The following is a 17,328-nucleotide window of genomic DNA, read 5'->3' as shown; positions in this document are numbered from 1 at the left end:
CTTTATCTTAGGCTTTAATAATTTTCGAAGAATTATGTTTATAGTAACCACGCGTATCTATAATTATGTTGCTTGCACGCTCTATCAAATCAAAGTCGAATGCATCATGAGCCGTAGCTAATACTACAGCGTCGTACAAGCTCAGGCTCGAAGCAGTTAACTCTACGCTGCACAACTCAAAATTATACTTTCGCATTTTAGGCAAGCATTTTACATGAGGATCAGAATATTCAACATACGCACCTTTGTGCAGCAGTTGATGTAACAACTCTAAAGACGGTGATTCGCGCATATCATCGACATTTTTTTTGTAAGCCATACCAAGAATTAAAATTCTACTACCGTTAATTGCTTTCTTGTGATTGTTTAGCGCGTCAGCCACTTTATCAACAACCCACAAAGGCATTGAAGAATTAACCTCACCAGCTAACTCTATAAAACGGGTATGTACACCGTACTCTCTTGCCTTCCAAGTTAAATAAAACGGGTCTATTGGTATGCAATGCCCACCAATTCCAGGCCCTGGATAATAAGCGGTAAACCCGAAGGGTTTAGTGGCTGCAGCGTCAATGACCTCATGAATATTGATCCCCATCTTGTCTGCAACAATCTTCATCTCATTGACAAGCCCAATGTTGACGGCTCTATGGATGTTTTCTAACAGTTTAGTCATTTCTGCAGCTTGAGTACTAGACACAGGAACTATTTTATCAATCACTTTCTCGTACAAAGCAATCCCTGCCTCTAAACAATTAGGGGTAGTCCCGCCGACGACTTTGGGTATAGTCTGGGTACAATAATTTGGATTACCGGGATCTTCTCGCTCTGGTGAATAAACAAGAAATACATGCTCACCAACGATCAACCCCTGTTGCTCAATCAGAGGTTTTAATTTTTCTTCAGTTGTCCCCGGATAAGTTGTACTTTCTAACGAGATAACCTGGCCTTCCCTTAAGTAAGGTAAAATTTGAGCCATAGTCGTCAAAATAAAACTTAAGTCTGGCTCTCGATATTTATTCAAGGGTGTGGGGACACACAAAATAACGGCGTCACATTCTTGAACTAGTGCAAAATTGGTTGTCGCAACAAAACCATTTTGATTTGCAGATTCTATCAGCTCATTGGAAATATGTTCGATATGAGTTTTAGATTGATTCAGATCATTTACCACTTGCTGGTTAATGTCAAAGCCAATGACTTTAAACCCTACACTAGTAAAACGTAGTGACAAAGGCAAACCTACGTACCCCAATCCCACAATCGCTATTTTAGCATCATTGTATGTGTATAAATCTTTAATAGGAGCGAGCACTTTAACCTCTTGTCCAGACCAAACATGTAATCTATTTATATTATCGGTGCGCGTGAAACAAACTTAAATACCAAATAAAAAAATTTCATTGTTCGACAATTTCAAAATCAGATTGACAAAAATATCAATTTATACATAAAGTTGCTAGCCTATGGCATGTAAATTAATACACAAATGGTACCTAAGTTAAACTAATCAAACATGATTGGATTAAAATTAAGACTCCTAAAATTTAAATCAGTTTTTCTGATCTAGCGCAAAACTACTTTTTACTCTAAAGAAAAATCAGTGACCGACCGATAACATGATAATTAATTATAAAAATCATAAACCTGTTATTAAGTAGAAAAAATGAAAGATTCAATAATTCTAGCCCTTACAGCTGGCCGTGCAGGTTCGTACTTTTTTCAAAGTCTATTCGATAGTCATCCACAACTTATTTGTTTTCCCCCCATCTATACATCAGCGTTATTGGGGCAAATAATTAGGAAAAAATTAAATATTAGCTCAGCTGAAAAAGCGTTTGAGGCACTGGATAGATTCCACAATGGTGCCATGCTAGGCGCAGAACTGGAACAAAAAAGCGCGCCTGCTCGACTATTAGAACTATGCAACTTTAACATGCCCAAAAGTTTCGATTACACTGAATATAAAAGGCATTTCTTAGAGATATATAAGCTACTGGAAAGCGAATCAAGCGGCGATTATTTATTACTCCTTTTCAAGTCAATGTGTTACGCATATGATTCTGTTCTTAGTAACCCAAATAAAGTTTCAATCAATACACATAAAACTATATTTTTTCAATTTCATACCAATGACTATATTTTAATTAATTGGTTTGCAAAACGTTTTGATAAAATTTATTTGCCTACAATGCTTCGTTCACCACTAGTGGGGCTAAACTCAAGTTTTAGTTTCAAGCTAAAAGCACAAGCCGCAAAACTTGCCACAATAACACCGCACTCGCTAACAGCCTTTTTAAGACTCCAGCTTTATTGCGGTAACCGAATACCAGGGGAAAATATTCACCATTTTGGTATTAAGCTAGAATCATTGCATAAGGCTCCTGAGTTGACACTTCAGGCTGTATGCCAAAGATTATGCCTTGATTACTCTGAAAGCGTTTTGGATAGTACAATTAGTGGAGTTAAATGGACTAATTTTCAGGGCAAAGAAACTAAAAGTTCATTTATGCCGGAATATATAAATGAAAATATGAAAATTGACGACTTCATACCAGAACTAGATGCCAATATTTTGGGTTCAATGATGATAGATAAATTTCAAAGTTGGGACTATTTAAAAAATTTTGAATACATCCCAAACCATGCTGAGCTATCAAAAAATCATTATTTATTGACCGAATATTTACCTCACGTTTCAACCTATGATCAGGCGCTCAATGCATACAAAAATCAAACACCGATAATACGCCACCGTGATTTACAATTTTTATTAGCCTACGGTGATAGTGCATACACGACCAATATTGAGGTAATCTAATGACGAACATTGCATTAATTGGCTGCGGTACATATTTGGATTTGTATTTTGACATGCATCCTGAGGTGGAATTAAATCAGGTCAAAGTTATTTTAGATAACGCACCGAATATTTCTGAGTATCAAAAAATACCCGTTCGAAAATTAAAAGACATGACTGAAAAAGATATGGAAAATTATGACTTTTTTACTATTACATCTAGACATCATATCGATTTGCACAACCAACTCTTAACTATGGGTATTACACAAAATAAAATTAAAGTTTTTACAGCTATAGTGAGCCTATAATGAATAGGTGTTTTTGGATAACAGGCTTGCCCGGTGCCGGTAAAACTACACTAGCCAAAGCATTTCAAAATAGGCTAAAGCAGTTGGGTATCAACGCCATATACTTAGATGGAGATGAACTAAGATATATATTAGGAAAAACAAATTCACACTACTCAAAAGCTGATAGACTCAAACTGGCAAAAACTTATGCAAGACTCTGCCAAACGCTTTCTCTGCAAGGACATTTTGTAATCTGCGCAACTGTTTCAATGTTTGATGAAGTTCGGAAATGGAATCGTCTAAATATTCCCCAATATATCGAAGTATTTGTAGATGTGCCAAACAATATTCTTAATATACGAAATCAAAAAGGTTTATATAGCAATCAAGATCAGCAATTGCCAGGACAGTCGCAAGAGATAGAGCTTCCCAGCTCGCCTGATTATTGTTTTTTAAACGACAACACTAAACCTGTAGAGTTTTTCGTCGATAAACTAATACAGCCTTTAAATTTGAGAACAAAAAATGAAAACTGATTGGAATTATACAGGTATGGCAAAAGCTTACCTAAAAAGACCTGACTATGCAGATGAAGCTTTACACAAATTATTTGAGCTGACCGGTGTAAAACCAAACGAAAAAGTTTGTGACGTAGGTGCAGGTGTTGCTCATTTAACGCTTAAACTTGCAGATCAAGGACTAAATGTCACAGCTGTTGAGCCAAATGATGATATGCGTGGTGAGGGGATACAACGTACGAAAGCATACCCCAACGTAGAATGGTTTGAAGGTATTGGTGAAAATACTAAACAAAATTCAGATACCTTTTCACTTGTGACATTCGGCTCTTCTTTCAATGTATGTGATAGACAAGCAGCACTATTGGAAAGCAAACGTATCCTCGTTAACAATGGCTGGTTTGCAGCTATGTGGAACCATAGAGATTTAAATGATCCTATACAAGCAGAAATAGAAAGTATTATAAAAAAGTATATTCCTAAATATGGTTACGGTACTCGACGCGAAGATCAAACGGATGAGATTGATAGAAGTAATTTGTTTAACCCAGTACATTTTTTAACTGGGAATATTGTACATCAGCAGCATAAAGATGACGTTATAGAAGCCTGGCGTTCTCATGCAACTTTAGAGCGCCAAGCCAAGGAAAGCTTCCCCAATATTATTAAAGATATATCTCTAATGCTTACTAATATTTCTAACGAAACGATAGAAGTACCCTATACAACTAGGATTTGGGCGGCACAATTAAAATAAGAGAGTAGCTAGATGAAGCAGACCAGCAATAAAATTGAAAATTTGGACACTGTATCAGTAAGCTGTTTGCCATTTTTAAGCAAAGGAAGAACTTTGCAAAGCCTTGCTGGTTTGCTTGAAAATGCAGAAGTTCTGCCCATCTACATGATAAAACAGTCATGTAATAATTCAAATCGGCTAAAGCAATTTTTAATTAGTCATGCACCTCTAATTGTTCGTAGCAGTTGTAGTCAGGAAGATACACATAATTCGTCAGCTGCAGGCAAGTACTTGACTATCGACAATATCAAAAGCGATGCCAAATTGGCAGAGGCAATAAACCAAGTATTTGCCAGTTACCCAGCCACTGATACAAGCCACAAAGAAGAAGTTCTTATCCAACCAATGCTTAGTAAGGTAAAAATCTGTGGCGTCATCTTTACATATAACCAGTCGGATGGAAGTCCGTATTATGTAATAAATTATGATAAGTCTGGCAGCTGTAACAGCATCACATCTGGAACAACGAATGATTTAACAACAAGTTATCTTGCCAGAGGAACGGAGCCCAAAACCCCATTACAACTTAAATTGATTAACTTAGCGAAAGAACTGGAACACTTATTTAACTCCGAAAAGTTGGATATCGAATTTGCTATAGATCAAAACGACAAACTTTGGTTACTGCAAGTCAGACCATTAGTTGTTAACAATAAAACGTCTGTGAACACTTTTCAGTTCAAACAACTTTTAGCTGAAACTAAGCTCAAAATTGATACCTTGAGTAGCAGACACCCTTTTTTGTATGGTGAAAAATCGTTATTTGGCGTTATGCCAGACTGGAACCCAGCTGAGATTATAGGTACCAAACCTAAGCCGCTTGCATTAACCTTATACAAAGAGCTAGTAACAGACAATATCTGGGCCTACCAAAGAAATAACTACGGCTACCTCAATTTGCGCAGCTTCCCGCTACTAGTGGATTTTTCGGGCCTGCCTTATATTGATGTAAGAGTCAGCTTTAATTCTTTTATTCCAAAAGAAACACCACCAGCCCTCGCTGAAAAACTGCTTAACTATTACCTAAAACAACTAGAAAATAACCCAACAAATCATGACAAAGTTGAGTTTAACATTGTTCTTTCATGTTATACGTTTGATCTTGAAACAAAGTTTAAACATCTTATGGAAGCCGGATTTACTCAGAAAGAATGCAAAGAGATATCAACACTACTTCGTCAATTAACTAATAATATAATTGATGCAAGGACTGGTCTTTGGATCCAAGATGTCCATAAAATAGAAAAATTGAAAACTAGACAATTCAAAATATGCACTGAGATCCGTGATCCAATTCAAAGAATCTACTGGTTACTGGAAGACTGTAAACGTTATGGAACACTGCCTTTTGCAGGACTTGCCAGAGCAGGTTTTATTGCAGTACAAATGCTGCAATCTCTTATCAATACTGACGTAATATCCGATGCAGATTATCATCAATTTATGAACAGCCTGCACACCGTTAGCTCAACGATGAAAGAAGATATATCGAGGTTAAACAAAACAGACTTTCTTGCTGAGTATGGCCATTTACGCCCAGGCACATACGACATTACTTCAAATCGATATGACCACACACCAGAAGCTTATTTTAATTTTGATTCGATAACTGAACCGCAAATTAAACCTACTTTCAATTTAAGTAAAACAGCTTATCAAAAATGCCATCGGTTAATAAAAGAGCATGGTATCAGCCACTCAGTAGACTCACTATTTCACTTTATTAAATCAGCAATTGAAGGACGAGAATACGCAAAGTTCATCTTTACTCGTTCATTGAGTGACAGTCTCGAAAATATTGCAGATTTGGCTTCCAAGTACGGAATTAGCAGGGAAGATGCAGCTTATCTGGATATAAACTCTTTACTTGACATGGCATGTTCGAGCGTAAACGTAGAGCAAACGCTTCGAAAAAGTATTGAAGCTGGAAAAAGTAAATTCGAACTAACTAAAACATTAACCCTTCCCCCACTCATTATTAGTGGTAACGATGTAGAAGGTTTTGACATGCCAGCATCAGAGCCAAATTTTATTACTCAAGAAACAGCCTGCGCGAAAATTTGGAGTGAATCAAGCCACGAAAATATCGACAATAAAATCATATTTATTCCAAATGCAGATCCCGGATACGACTGGCTTTTTTCACATTCAATTGCGGGGTTAATTACTCAATTCGGTGGTTGTAATTCACATATGGCGATCAGAGCCAGCGAGTTAAATATACCTGCAATAATAGGTGCTGGTGAAACATTGTTCCAAAAATGGAAGCAAGCCGAATTATTAGAGATAAATTGCCTAAATAAACAGGTTAAAATACTTAAGTAAAGATGACAGTAAAAACGATACTCGTCACTATGCGTCAGGATTACATTAAAGATTATGGTGAATACAGAGACTCAATTGATAATACTTGGTTTAAATTTTTACACCAATGCAATCTTACGCCCTGCTTATTACCTAACGATAGCATGTTAGCAGAACAAATTATTCAAAATACAAACTTTGATGGTATTTTACTGACCGGTGGTGGAGAGTATGATACAAAATTGAGTGACGAAAGAAGTAAAATTGAACATAAACTGCTGTCAATAGCATTAACTTATAAAATACCGCTCATTGGTGTTTGTCGCGGAATGCAAGCCATTCAGCAGTATTTTGGTATGCAATTATACCCAGTACAGGGACAAGTAACCCCCACCCAAAGTATCAAGTTCAATAACCAAATAGTCCAAGTAAACAGTTATCATACATTAGGGACAACTCAAACTAATCAGGACCTCATAGTTAAAGCTATTGGCCTAGATAACATCATAAAATCTGTGTCTCATATCTCAGCACCAATTGAGGGGATAATGTGGCACCCTGAGCGTAACGTAAACTTCTCTGAAATAGACATTCAGTTATTTAAATCAAGGTACAATCAATGAAAGCAATCATCTTAGCAGCAGGCCAAGGTAGTCGACTTCGCCCATATACAGATAATAAACCCAAGGCTTTGGTAGAGTTATTTGGTAAACCTTTACTTGAATATCAAATAGAAGCTTTAAAAGCTGCTGGTGTAAGCGACATTAGTATAGTGACTGGTTATAAAGGTGAACAATTTAATCCGTATGGCAAAGTCGTACGCAATCCTAATTATTTGACAAGTAATATGGTGGCTAGCTTATTTTGTGCTCAGTCTCTGTTAGAGAACTTAGGCTGCGATTTAATTATTAGCTACGGCGATATTGTGTATCAACAAGATACAGTAAAAACTTTAATCAGTGACAATTCTCCGATTAGCCTGGTGGCTGATAAAGGCTGGCTTCCTTACTGGCAACGAAGAATGGAAAATCCCTTAGAAGATGCAGAAAGCTTTATACTGGCACCGAATGGTTCTATAGCTGAATTGGGCAAAAAAACGAATTGTTACGAAAATATTCAGGCACAATATATTGGCCTAATCAAGTTAAGCCAACATATCATCCCGAAAATTTTGGATTTTTATCAAAACCTTAGTAGAGAGCAAACATACGATGGTAAGGATTTTGATAATATGTATATGACAAGCTTTATTCAATTATTAATAAACGATCGGTTTGAAGTTAGACCCGTTTTCATCGAACGGGGTTGGGTTGAGATTGATACTTGTGAAGATTTAGAAGATAACCATGCAATGGCTAGCTTGTCAGCTTGCTTAGCTTAGCTATGCCGCATGAAATTACGATTAGGATAAAGCCTGCGCACAGATTAAATAATCGTTTCTAATACTTTCATCCGTTTCTAATTCAGCCATAGCAAGCCACAACTGGTAATCTTCAGGATAGTCAAATACTAATGCAGTAAGTTTTTTTATTTCGTTTCCAGCGACTAAATCTTCAATTTGCTTTTTCAACCAACATTTATACTGACTATAACTTATAATTTTCGACTTAAACTCGGGCGCTACTTTATAAATGTTGGCAATAATCTCACGCTCAAACGCCTGTGAAGCAATGATAAGGTAGTGTTCTTCTGACAATCCGGCAGAATCGAAAGAATATACAGGCAATTGCGACTGCATTATCTGAATACTAGTTTGTTTAGGGCTAGTTTCAATAAATCCAAGAACTTGGCAATCAGGTCTGTTTTGCAGCAACCATTCACCTATTGTGTGACCCAACTCGCCAGCGCCCCATATATAAACAAGTGAAGTTTGTATATTTCGCTCAATATTCGCAATAAGCCTTTTAGCAATTAAATTCATGCTGACTCCAAAATAGATAAATTAATGAGTGGCCAAAGTGAAACAATCGCTTTCCAATTTTTTTGTTTAATAAAAGTATGTATATCTCGTGACAATAATTGCCCATCAAAAAGGCCAGATTCAAGAAAATCTTTTTGATGTATCCAATCTTTAAGCCAATAACCTAATTCGTTCTCTAACCAATGAAATATAGGAGGCGTGAATCCAGACTTATCAACTCGGTTTCGAACTGGCTCAGGGATAAATTTAAAATGGTCGCGAATAAGTACTTTTGTTTTTCCTTTTGCGATACGTAATTGATGAGGAGCTTTAAAAGCAGCCAACACAAAACGATAATCTAAAAAAGGAGAACGAATCTCGACAGAGTGCGCCATAGATAACCGGTCGTAATTTTTGAGTATATTTGGCAATGAAAAATAATGGAAATCCTCGAATAACCTCTGAAATAATTGAGAATTATTCATATACGTATCGTAAGTTTTCTCTTTTACTATCTCTGTTTGTAAGGCCGAAATATTCGAAATGTACCTCCGATATAATGCTTGGCGTTTAGTTAACTTTTTATTAGAGCTTAAATATGATTCGCTCACCTTAAGTAAGTTTTCTCTAATCACTTTAGCATTACAGTTTGGAATTTGCCCCATCATAGGTATGGCACTTGCTAAAGCGTTAATATCTGAACGCTCATTGATTAAATCAGAAATATAAGCTTGAAAGTATGGGTAGTACCCACCTAATATTTCATCTCCTGCATGGCCTTCAAGCGATACTTTATATCCTTCTTTATTCATAGACTCATATATCAGCCACTGTCCAATAGCAGGTAACGAATTCATATCTTCTAGCGCTATCGTGCTCTTAAACAAAATATCGATTAAATTATCAGTTTCGATATTAACTCGGTTGTAGGGTAATTGATGGTGATCAACTACCGCTTTCCCCCATTTAAACTCGTCTTGTTGCGTTCCTGGAAATGATCCAATAAATGCCTTAAGTTGTTTTTCGACTCTAACATCCTTAAAACAAGCTAATTGAGAAGTAACCGCGGAAGAATCTAACCCACCACTCAAAGAGGTTGCCAGTTTGACATCTGTGCGAGTTCTAATACGGCAGGCATCTTCAAATAAATCTGTCAGCAAATCCGCATTCACTGTTTCTTCAACTTGAAACACACTCTCGTATGTATCCCACCATTTAGATATTCTAAGGTGGTTTTGTTCGACGACTGCAAACTCCCCCGGCAACAGTTTTTTTATATTTGAATATATAGTTTCTCGATGAGCTTCAACGCTTTGCGGAAATATCAAAGCATTATTCACATTATTAAGGTCAAAAGTGATACTCCCGTCTAAGTGCTTAAATGCTTTCTGCTCTGATGCAAATGAGACTTCGCCTTCGTATTCTTTATAATACAAAGACTTAACACCGAATCTATCGCGAGATAAAAATAATTTTTGTTTTAGATCATCCCAAATAGCAAATGCCCACATTCCATTAAATTTTTGAAGACAATTTTCACCCCATTCAATATAAGCAGCCAATAGAACTTCAGTATCTGATTGAGTATAGAAATAATGCCCTAGCCTCTCTAAATCTGCTCTAAGTTCCAGATAATTATAAATCTCTCCATTAAAAACCAAACTATATCTTTTATCGTTGGATAAAAAAGGCTGATTTGCATGTTCATGAGTATCAACTATCGAAAGTCGACAGTGTCCCAATCCAAGAAAACCAGAGGTAGAAATATATACATTTTGAGCATCCGGACCTCTATGGGTAAGCGCGTTATTAAAATTAGCTAAGCGCTCTTTATTAACCTGCCCGCTAAAACTAAAAATGCCACTAATACCGCACATATTATTCCCCTAGGTAAAGCCAAGTAGAATTAAATTAACTCTGGCAAACATTGTTTTATATTTTCTTCAACTGTAAAAAAACTTACTTCTTTATCAATTGAGCGCTTAAATTTTTCGATGTCTTCTTTTGTGATATGTTTAATATGGTCTGCAATTTCTTGTAAAGACTCATTTAAAAATGATAGACCGAACCCGTATTTATCCGTATACATCTTCATATCAATGGAACCACTTGTAATAACGGGTAAGCCTGCATACAAAAATTCAAAATACTTATTTGGTAAGGCATACTTGTTTTGACTGCCGTTATCAGGCAATAAAAACAGCCCCAAATCGTATACCATGGTTGATTTTATTATTTGCTCAGGAGAAACAGCGTCAATTAACTGAACATTATCAGTTTTATCAACGAGCAATTCGATCTCTTTAATATATGAATTTCCAGGTTTATATACCAACATTAAATCAAGCTGAAAGTTTGAACCAAGTAATTGCATTAGTTCAATCATTTGATGTAATTCACGTTTTCTGTCGCAGGAACCGTGATGTATAAGCCGAATAGGTGTACCAATTGCTTTATCTAGTGCGTTGACCCTATAACTCGAATGCGGATAACTTGGAAATAATTCGGGTTTTCGACCTGTGAGCGCTTGATAATACGTTTGTAGAGAGGGGGACACTGTAGTTGTTTTGTATACTTTTGGAATTAACTTTTTACAGGCAAATTCGGCTAATTTTCCGTGAGTAGACAGCCATTTCTTATTATTAGCCAGTTGAAGTGGATAACATTCACGCGCATCAAAAATCACTTTCGTTTTTTTAAACTCGATAAAATGAGGTAACAGATATAATTGATATACGAATATATAATCAAAATCGCCATCCTTAACATTACCAACATCATAACAACGACTTTTATACCCTAAGGCGAAATTCAATAAGTTAAATTTTATAGCGAGATCGACTAATTTACGAGTTAGTGGGCTGTGTAAATTTTTATTTAAATGCCAAAGTAAGTTGCCCGCTTGATTGTTTTCATTTAATAAAGGCCTGCATATGTGTTTAACTTGATGCCGTGCTGCTAAAGCCATAAAAAGTCTTCGGGCTCTCGGGCACTTTTCAAATTCATTTTCCATCACTAGCAATATTTTTTGAGACATATAGCGACCTACAGTGTAATAAAGTGACCATTGAAGCCAGCCGTTCTTGCGCTAGTGATCATTTCTTTTTTGTATACCTCGCTCGCGATTATCAAATATTCACAAGGCTCATGACTCAAGTTGTCTATTGACCAAACTTCACGTTTACAAAAATAAGCTTTTCCCTGTTTTACTGATGAGTCATACCATCTGTTAATGTTTATTGGTTTATCGTGCAAGTACTGAATTACTCCCCGCCCTAAATCCCCTGCCCCGAAAATGGAAACTTGGGTTAATTTTAACTTTAGAACCTTTGATGCTAATAACCTATCCGGTGGATATATATAAGACGTAATCTTATCAAACATATTTTTATGCGCTTTGTAATTCCGTATATATAAATATCGGACTAACATGTAAAAACTTTAATTTTCAACTTTCTCAGATGATTATACAAATTTAGCCATTTGCATACCGCTTTAGAATCTCGTTTAAAATCAATTCTGCCGTATTTCCATAACCATAAAGGGTTTGTTCAAATAAATGTTCAAGTGATTGTGAAGACATTTTAATATAAGACGTGTATAAATCTTCAGCTCTAGTCAGTATATTTACACCTAAGTCACATAACTCAACCCACTCAGTTTCTTCTCTCAATGTGAGGCAAGGCTTATGATGGAAAAATGCTTCTTTCTGAACGCCTCCTGAATCAGTTATAACTGCTTCACAACTGACTTCCAACCAAACCATTTCAAGATAACTTACGGGTTCAATTAACATTAAATTGTCGGGAACTGTTATATTCAAAGCACTTAACTTTTGAAGGGTTCTGGGGTGAATAGGACAAATTAAATGATACGGGAGTTTAGCGCATGCTTCGATTATTGCACTAAGTTTTGCTGGGTTGTCGGTATTTTCAGCTCTATGAATAGTCAACAGAAAAAATTTTTCAATTTCTAATTTTAAACTGTCTGGTTTTTTGGCAAGCTTTTTATAATAGAGTGCAGCATCATACATTATGTCGCCAACTTCGCATATTCTTCCATGTTCAATTCCCTCGTTCTGTAAATTTTTTGAAGCTGTTTTCGTGGGCGAAAAAAGTAAATCAGATACATGGTCTGCCATCACACGATTAATCTCTTCAGGCATAACTCTGTTGAACGACCTCAAACCTGCTTCAACATGAACGATAGGGATGTTTAGTTTAGAGGCTGATATCGCCCCGGCTAAGGTCGAATTAGTATCACCATAAACTAATACAATATCCGGTGTTTCCTTAAATAATACCTTTTCAATTTCGATAATCATTTTGCCAGTCATATCGCCATGACTTCCGCCATGAATACCTAAATTATAATCAGGCTCAGGTATACGCAGTTCATCAAAAAACACCTTGCTCATATTGCTATCAAAATGTTGACCGGTGTGAACTAAAATCTCTTTAACTGGGTTTGCAGGATCATATTTTTCGCGCAAAACACGACTGAATGCAGCAGCCTTAATAAATTGGGGTCTTGCACCAATAATCGTAACAATTTTAATCAAAATATCCCCTTTAAAAATTATTGTTGAACAGACTTACAATATCTAACGTTTTTTACTTAACCGTTGGTAGCATTCATAGCACAACTTAGACTCATGTGGGTCTGTTGCTAACTCTGAAAGCAATAGCCAAAAGGCCTCTACATCCGGAAAACGGTAAATAAGATTTTTTGTCTTTTGATAGTCTCTTGATGCATGCAACTCTTGAATTAATAAAAGTAAGTCTGGTATTTCCGTCAACTTAATAGCTTTTCCGGGAAGCTTTATATCTAAAGAATTAAGTTGTGCTTCGATCTCTGATTCATACTCAATACTACTGATAAACAGCAAATCATATTCCATAGAGGTTAACTCTGATATTGGAAAGATCTTAGCTTGCCCTTTAAATGTGACTTGTTTAACTGAAGAATCAACATATCCGAGAATCTTGTGTTGTGGCCATTTGGAGGCTAATAAATTATAGATAAGTTCTCCAAATTGGCCGGCCCCCCAAATGACTATCGTGTAAATGTCATCTGAGATACCAAGGTGTAATTTAATCCGTTCTTCCAAAATGTCCATTAGTGACTCGACTCTAGTAAAGCAATATTAATTAAGGGCCAATGAGATAATAGCTTAGAATAAGAGTTACGTTTTATTAATTCGTTGATCGTATTAATTAACCCTACACCGTCAAATGTTGTTGAGTTTCTAACTTTAATATCATTCAGGCGTTCCTGAATTTCAACAGCCAAACCGGCTTTTAACCAAGAAATCATAGGGGGCGTAAAACCAGATTTATCGGTTCTATTTGCAATTTGCTCGGGCAAGTAAATTAAACCATCTCTTAGAAATCGTTTAGTTTTCCCTTCTGATATTTTAAAGCTTTGAGGTGCTCTAAATGCAGCAAGAACAAACCGATAATCAAGAAAAGGAGATCTTACCTCTATACCATGCTTCATTGATAACCGGTCATAGTTTCTCAAAATATAGGGAAGTGTTAAGTAATGAAAATCTTCGTATAACTTTCTAAACAGCAAACCCTCTGATAAATACTCTCCATCGTCAACTTCTGCCACTTTTAATTTAACAGGGTCCTTGTCTGAGTTTATAAAACGTCGTAAATAAAGCTTGGAGCTACTCCCTTTCATATGGAGTTTTTGAGGATCAGTGGAAAGCTGAAGAATATTTCCTTTCAAATAAGCATTGTTTCGCAATGGCTTAGTATTACTTAGACTAATAATACCATTAGCTAAATCACTAATTGAATTTCCGTTATAAATACTTTCTGCCATATAAGCATTTATATGTCTGGGATAGCCCCCGAAAAGCTCATCACCACCATGCCCTTCAATCGAAACCTTATACCCTTGTTCACGCATGGCTGCATATATTTTTGACTGTCCGATAGCAGGTAACTCGTTTATATCTTCTAAGCACAATGCATTTTCAGAAAAAGAGTTAATAACATCTTCTTGATCGATATTAACTCTAACAAAACTAATGTTATTCTTTTTACAAACTTGTTCCGCCCATTTAAACTCATCACATTCTAGATCATCAAATGAACCAATAAATGCCTTCATCTCATGATGAGGTTTAGAATGTTTTGCAATTTGTGATGTTATAACTGACGAGTCTATTCCGCCACTCAATGCGGTTGCGACTTTGGCATCACTCCGAGTACGAATTTCACAAGCTTCGTGAAATATAGACTGTAGCTCTTCTGTACCACTATTATTCCGCCCTAACTTTTTTAGTTCACTGTATGTATCCCACCACTTATATATTTGTAATTTACCGTCCTTGAAAAAGGCATATTCACCAGGCAGGAGTTTTTGCACATCGCGATAAATAGTAAAACGTTGAGACTCTATAACTTCTGGAAAAGATATTATTTGATTGAGATTATCAGGATCAATAGACACGGAATGTTTTAGACTAATAAATGCTTTTTGCTCTGAAGCAAAAGCAAAGCGACAGCCAATATTTTGGAAATATAGGGACTTAACGCCAAACCTATCTCTGCTTAAAAACAAACTTTGCTCTAAGTCATCCCAAATTGCAAAAGCCCACATCCCATTAAACTTGGACAAACAATCTGTTCCCCATTCTAAATATGCGTGAAGTAGAACCTCAGTATCGGATGTAGTGAAAAATTCATGACCCAAGAGTTTTAGCTCAGATTTAAGCTCAATAAAGTTATAAATTTCACCATTAAAAACTAATATATACCTACCATCGGAAGACTTGAAAGGTTGATGTGATGATGTTGTCATATCTAATATAGACAACCTACAGTGCCCCAAAGCAGCACGCTTACGGGGTGACAAATAAACTGCTTGGTAATCAGGTCCACGATGAAAGAGTGAATAATTGAACTTATCAATCTCGCTGGCCGATACTCCGGCCTGCATGTCAATAATACCTGTAATACCGCACATTAAGTCACCAATAAATTACAATTCTAATTCTGGAAAGTTGCTTCGTATATTATTTGCTGTCGTCCATGTTTTTGTTTTTTCAGCAACATTTTGCTTAAATCGAGCAATATCAGCAGTTGTCAATTGACGTATAGACTCTGCTATTTCTTCTATACTTTCCTCTAAAAAACCCACTCCAAGGTCATTTTTATCAATAAGCGTTTTCATATCTTGGGAAAAGCTGGTGATTACAGGTAAGCCAGCGAATATAAATTCAAAAAATTTATTCGGCAAACAATAACGGTTCTGGCTTTCATTTATTGACATAATATATAAACCGAGATCATATTCAGCACAAGTCCCTATAATGTCATCGGGATGAACTGTATTAATAAATCTTACATTTCGTAAGTCTGCTGCCATGGCTTTCAATTTACCAATGTAGTTCCCTTTCATCATAGGCACTAGCATAAGATCTAACTGATAATCATCACCTAATAAGCGCATAAGCTCTATCATTCGTTCAATACCACGATTTTCAATTGCTGCACCGTGATGAATAAAACGCAGTGGAAACTGACTGTTTAAATTTGGCTCTCGTATTCTCAACTCTTCTCTAGGATAACTTGGAAAATAATGTACATCTCTTTTGAGCATAGACTGATACATTTCTACTAAAGAGTTGGATACAGTGAGCATTTTATAGGGTTTTTTAAGATATTTTTTACAAGTATATTCAGCCAACTTACCATCGGTATTTCGCCAAACAGTATCATCCGCCATTTCTAGCGGGTAATATTCTCTAGCATCAAAAATGACTTTAGTTTTGGTAAAATGAGAGAAATAAGGAAATAAATATAAGTCATGAACAAAAATGATATCAAACTGTCCATCAGATATGAGAGGAAATTCATATCTATCAGATTCGATCCAACTTGCTAATTTAAACAATCCGCATTTGATGGAAACCTTTTTTAAGTAACGAATAAATGGAGATTGAATTTTCCGATACAAATAGCCAAAACGCTTTATATCTTGTTGTTCGCTTTCGTTGATTTCTGCGGGACAGAGATAACTAACTTCGTGCTTGTTTGCAATCGTTAAAGCCAAACGCCTTGGTCTGGGGCATTTAATAATAGGGTTTTTAAATACAAATAATATTTTTTTATTTATCATGGCTTCAGCTTAACAATGGTTCCGGAGTATAAGTTATCTTCAATAACCTTTTGAATTTGCTCGGTAAAAGCTTCGCTAGCAATAATAATAGCTTCAGAACGATCATGCTTTAATTCTGCATAAGGCGTTAATGTATGACCTAAATAGTGATTATTTTGAGTTGCTATCTTAGAATCATACCAATGTTCCAGCTTTATCCCTTTACCCGTTAACAAACTAACGACGGCAACGCCAACTTCTCCAATTCCATAAACTGATACAGTTTTATATTGGTGTTTTTGTACTTGTCTAACAAGCAGTTGGTCTGCAGATAAAAAAAATTTCTGAATCCTGTTAAGCACTCTATACAAACCTTTTAAAGCAACCTTATAAATATATATCGACACAAATTCTCAGGACTTTAATTAAGGCATTATCGTCGATGCTCCAATATTTGATTAGGTACTAATTTCATAATGAGATTTGCAGTAAACATTGTTAGTGTGCCCCTTCACTCTCGGATATAAACTGCAAATGTTCAGCTGAAAAAATTTTCGAATATCAGCGTCATCAACTAAGTACTGTCTAAAAATTAATGATTTGAA

Annotated in this window: 16 protein-coding genes; 7 read left to right on the top strand and 9 right to left on the bottom strand. The window is 36.0% G+C overall.

Going from position 1 to position 17,328, the window contains the following annotated elements; all coding sequences use genetic code 11:
* Nucleotides 1-7: 7 nt before the first annotated feature.
* Nucleotides 8-1,312 carry a nucleotide sugar dehydrogenase gene (locus DS2_RS12470; RefSeq protein WP_035015143.1) on the bottom strand — a complete coding sequence of 435 codons (1,305 nt, stop codon included), beginning with the start codon at nucleotides 1,310-1,312 and terminating at the stop codon, nucleotides 8-10.
* Between the two features lie 351 nt (nucleotides 1,313-1,663).
* Between DS2_RS12470 and DS2_RS12465 the strand changes: the two genes are divergently transcribed.
* From DS2_RS12465 to DS2_RS12435, 7 genes are read left to right on the top strand one after another with little or no spacing between them, the layout of a single operon-like run.
* The gene (locus tag DS2_RS12465) at nucleotides 1,664-2,818 is read left to right on the top strand and encodes a hypothetical protein (protein ID WP_035015142.1); all 1,155 of its coding nucleotides are present in this window, start codon (nucleotides 1,664-1,666) and stop codon (nucleotides 2,816-2,818) included.
* Complete coding sequence (locus tag DS2_RS12460) at nucleotides 2,818-3,108, top strand: hypothetical protein (protein WP_035015141.1); 291 nt, start codon at nucleotides 2,818-2,820, stop codon at nucleotides 3,106-3,108. Before DS2_RS12465 ends, DS2_RS12460 begins: the two co-directional genes overlap by 1 nt.
* Nucleotides 3,108-3,626, top strand: coding sequence for an adenylyl-sulfate kinase (locus tag DS2_RS12455; protein WP_035015140.1), 519 nt, complete (start codon nucleotides 3,108-3,110; stop codon nucleotides 3,624-3,626). The genes DS2_RS12460 and DS2_RS12455 overlap by 1 nt, the downstream gene beginning before the upstream one ends.
* Nucleotides 3,616-4,365 carry a class I SAM-dependent methyltransferase gene (locus DS2_RS12450; protein ID WP_035015139.1) on the top strand — a complete coding sequence of 250 codons (750 nt, stop codon included), beginning with the start codon at nucleotides 3,616-3,618 and terminating at the stop codon, nucleotides 4,363-4,365. Before DS2_RS12455 ends, DS2_RS12450 begins: the two co-directional genes overlap by 11 nt.
* Before the next feature lie 12 nt (nucleotides 4,366-4,377).
* Nucleotides 4,378-6,729 carry a PEP/pyruvate-binding domain-containing protein gene (locus tag DS2_RS12445; RefSeq protein ID WP_051479846.1) on the top strand — a complete coding sequence of 784 codons (2,352 nt, stop codon included), beginning with the start codon at nucleotides 4,378-4,380 and terminating at the stop codon, nucleotides 6,727-6,729.
* 2 nt (nucleotides 6,730-6,731) lie between these two features.
* On the top strand, nucleotides 6,732-7,331 hold the full coding sequence (locus DS2_RS12440; RefSeq protein ID WP_035015137.1) for a gamma-glutamyl-gamma-aminobutyrate hydrolase family protein: 600 nt from the start codon (nucleotides 6,732-6,734) through the stop codon (nucleotides 7,329-7,331).
* Complete coding sequence (locus DS2_RS12435) at nucleotides 7,328-8,089, top strand: NTP transferase domain-containing protein (protein ID WP_035015136.1); 762 nt, start codon at nucleotides 7,328-7,330, stop codon at nucleotides 8,087-8,089. The genes DS2_RS12440 and DS2_RS12435 overlap by 4 nt, the downstream gene beginning before the upstream one ends.
* A gap of 21 nt (nucleotides 8,090-8,110) precedes the next feature.
* Here the strand turns inward: DS2_RS12435 and DS2_RS12430 are convergent, their stop codons facing one another.
* The 8 genes from DS2_RS12430 to DS2_RS12390 form a co-directional block, all read right to left on the bottom strand.
* Nucleotides 8,111-8,629, bottom strand: coding sequence for a hypothetical protein (locus DS2_RS12430; RefSeq protein WP_035015135.1), 519 nt, complete (start codon nucleotides 8,627-8,629; stop codon nucleotides 8,111-8,113).
* Nucleotides 8,626-10,485 carry an asparagine synthase (glutamine-hydrolyzing) gene (asnB, locus tag DS2_RS12425; protein ID WP_035015134.1) on the bottom strand — a complete coding sequence of 620 codons (1,860 nt, stop codon included), beginning with the start codon at nucleotides 10,483-10,485 and terminating at the stop codon, nucleotides 8,626-8,628. Before asnB (DS2_RS12425) ends, DS2_RS12430 begins: the two co-directional genes overlap by 4 nt.
* A gap of 29 nt (nucleotides 10,486-10,514) precedes the next feature.
* A complete protein-coding gene (locus tag DS2_RS12420) occupies nucleotides 10,515-11,645 on the bottom strand; it encodes a hypothetical protein (RefSeq protein WP_035015133.1) in 1,131 nt (376 codons plus the stop codon).
* Between the two features lie 438 nt (nucleotides 11,646-12,083).
* A complete protein-coding gene (wecB, locus tag DS2_RS12410) occupies nucleotides 12,084-13,169 on the bottom strand; it encodes a non-hydrolyzing UDP-N-acetylglucosamine 2-epimerase (RefSeq protein WP_235188599.1) in 1,086 nt (361 codons plus the stop codon).
* A gap of 42 nt (nucleotides 13,170-13,211) precedes the next feature.
* Nucleotides 13,212-13,727: a hypothetical protein gene (locus DS2_RS12405; protein ID WP_035015131.1), complete on the bottom strand. Its 516-nt coding sequence runs from the start codon at nucleotides 13,725-13,727 to the stop codon at nucleotides 13,212-13,214.
* On the bottom strand, nucleotides 13,727-15,589 hold the full coding sequence (asnB, locus tag DS2_RS12400; protein WP_035015130.1) for an asparagine synthase (glutamine-hydrolyzing): 1,863 nt from the start codon (nucleotides 15,587-15,589) through the stop codon (nucleotides 13,727-13,729). The genes DS2_RS12405 and asnB (DS2_RS12400) overlap by 1 nt, the downstream gene beginning before the upstream one ends.
* A 15-nt stretch (nucleotides 15,590-15,604) precedes the next feature.
* A complete protein-coding gene (locus tag DS2_RS12395; protein WP_035015128.1) occupies nucleotides 15,605-16,744 on the bottom strand; it encodes a hypothetical protein in 1,140 nt (379 codons plus the stop codon).
* A complete protein-coding gene (locus DS2_RS12390) occupies nucleotides 16,741-17,130 on the bottom strand; it encodes a hypothetical protein (protein ID WP_152537600.1) in 390 nt (129 codons plus the stop codon). Before DS2_RS12390 ends, DS2_RS12395 begins: the two co-directional genes overlap by 4 nt.
* Nucleotides 17,131-17,328 lie beyond the last annotated feature (198 nt).

This window comes from Catenovulum agarivorans DS-2, from assembly GCF_000568405.1.
Taxonomy (GTDB): domain Bacteria; phylum Pseudomonadota; class Gammaproteobacteria; order Enterobacterales; family Alteromonadaceae; genus Catenovulum; species Catenovulum agarivorans_A.
The sequence above is the reverse complement of the archived record's forward strand: the minus strand, read 5'-3'. Positions and strand labels throughout refer to the sequence as shown.

Bases quoted from the DNA above. Each gene is read 5' to 3' on its own strand.
- DS2_RS12435 (WP_035015136.1), top strand. From the start codon at position 7,328: ATGAAAGCAATCATCTTAGCAGCAGGCCAAGGTAGTCGACTTCGCCCA.
- DS2_RS12440 (WP_035015137.1), top strand. From the start codon at position 6,732: ATGACAGTAAAAACGATACTCGTCACTATGCGTCAGGATTACATTAAA.
- DS2_RS12395 (WP_035015128.1), bottom strand. From the start codon at position 16,744: ATGATAAATAAAAAAATATTATTTGTATTTAAAAACCCTATTATTAAA.
- DS2_RS12445 (WP_051479846.1), top strand. From the start codon at position 4,378: ATGAAGCAGACCAGCAATAAAATTGAAAATTTGGACACTGTATCAGTA.
- DS2_RS12420 (WP_035015133.1), bottom strand. From the start codon at position 11,645: ATGTCTCAAAAAATATTGCTAGTGATGGAAAATGAATTTGAAAAGTGC.
- DS2_RS12455 (WP_035015140.1), top strand. From the start codon at position 3,108: ATGAATAGGTGTTTTTGGATAACAGGCTTGCCCGGTGCCGGTAAAACT.
- DS2_RS12465 (WP_035015142.1), top strand. From the start codon at position 1,664: ATGAAAGATTCAATAATTCTAGCCCTTACAGCTGGCCGTGCAGGTTCG.
- DS2_RS12405 (WP_035015131.1), bottom strand. From the start codon at position 13,727: ATGGACATTTTGGAAGAACGGATTAAATTACACCTTGGTATCTCAGAT.
- asnB (WP_035015134.1), bottom strand. From the start codon at position 10,485: ATGTGCGGTATTAGTGGCATTTTTAGTTTTAGCGGGCAGGTTAATAAA.
- DS2_RS12460 (WP_035015141.1), top strand. From the start codon at position 2,818: ATGACGAACATTGCATTAATTGGCTGCGGTACATATTTGGATTTGTAT.
- asnB (WP_035015130.1), bottom strand. From the start codon at position 15,589: ATGTGCGGTATTACAGGTATTATTGACATGCAGGCCGGAGTATCGGCC.
- DS2_RS12430 (WP_035015135.1), bottom strand. From the start codon at position 8,629: ATGAATTTAATTGCTAAAAGGCTTATTGCGAATATTGAGCGAAATATA.
- DS2_RS12450 (WP_035015139.1), top strand. From the start codon at position 3,616: ATGAAAACTGATTGGAATTATACAGGTATGGCAAAAGCTTACCTAAAA.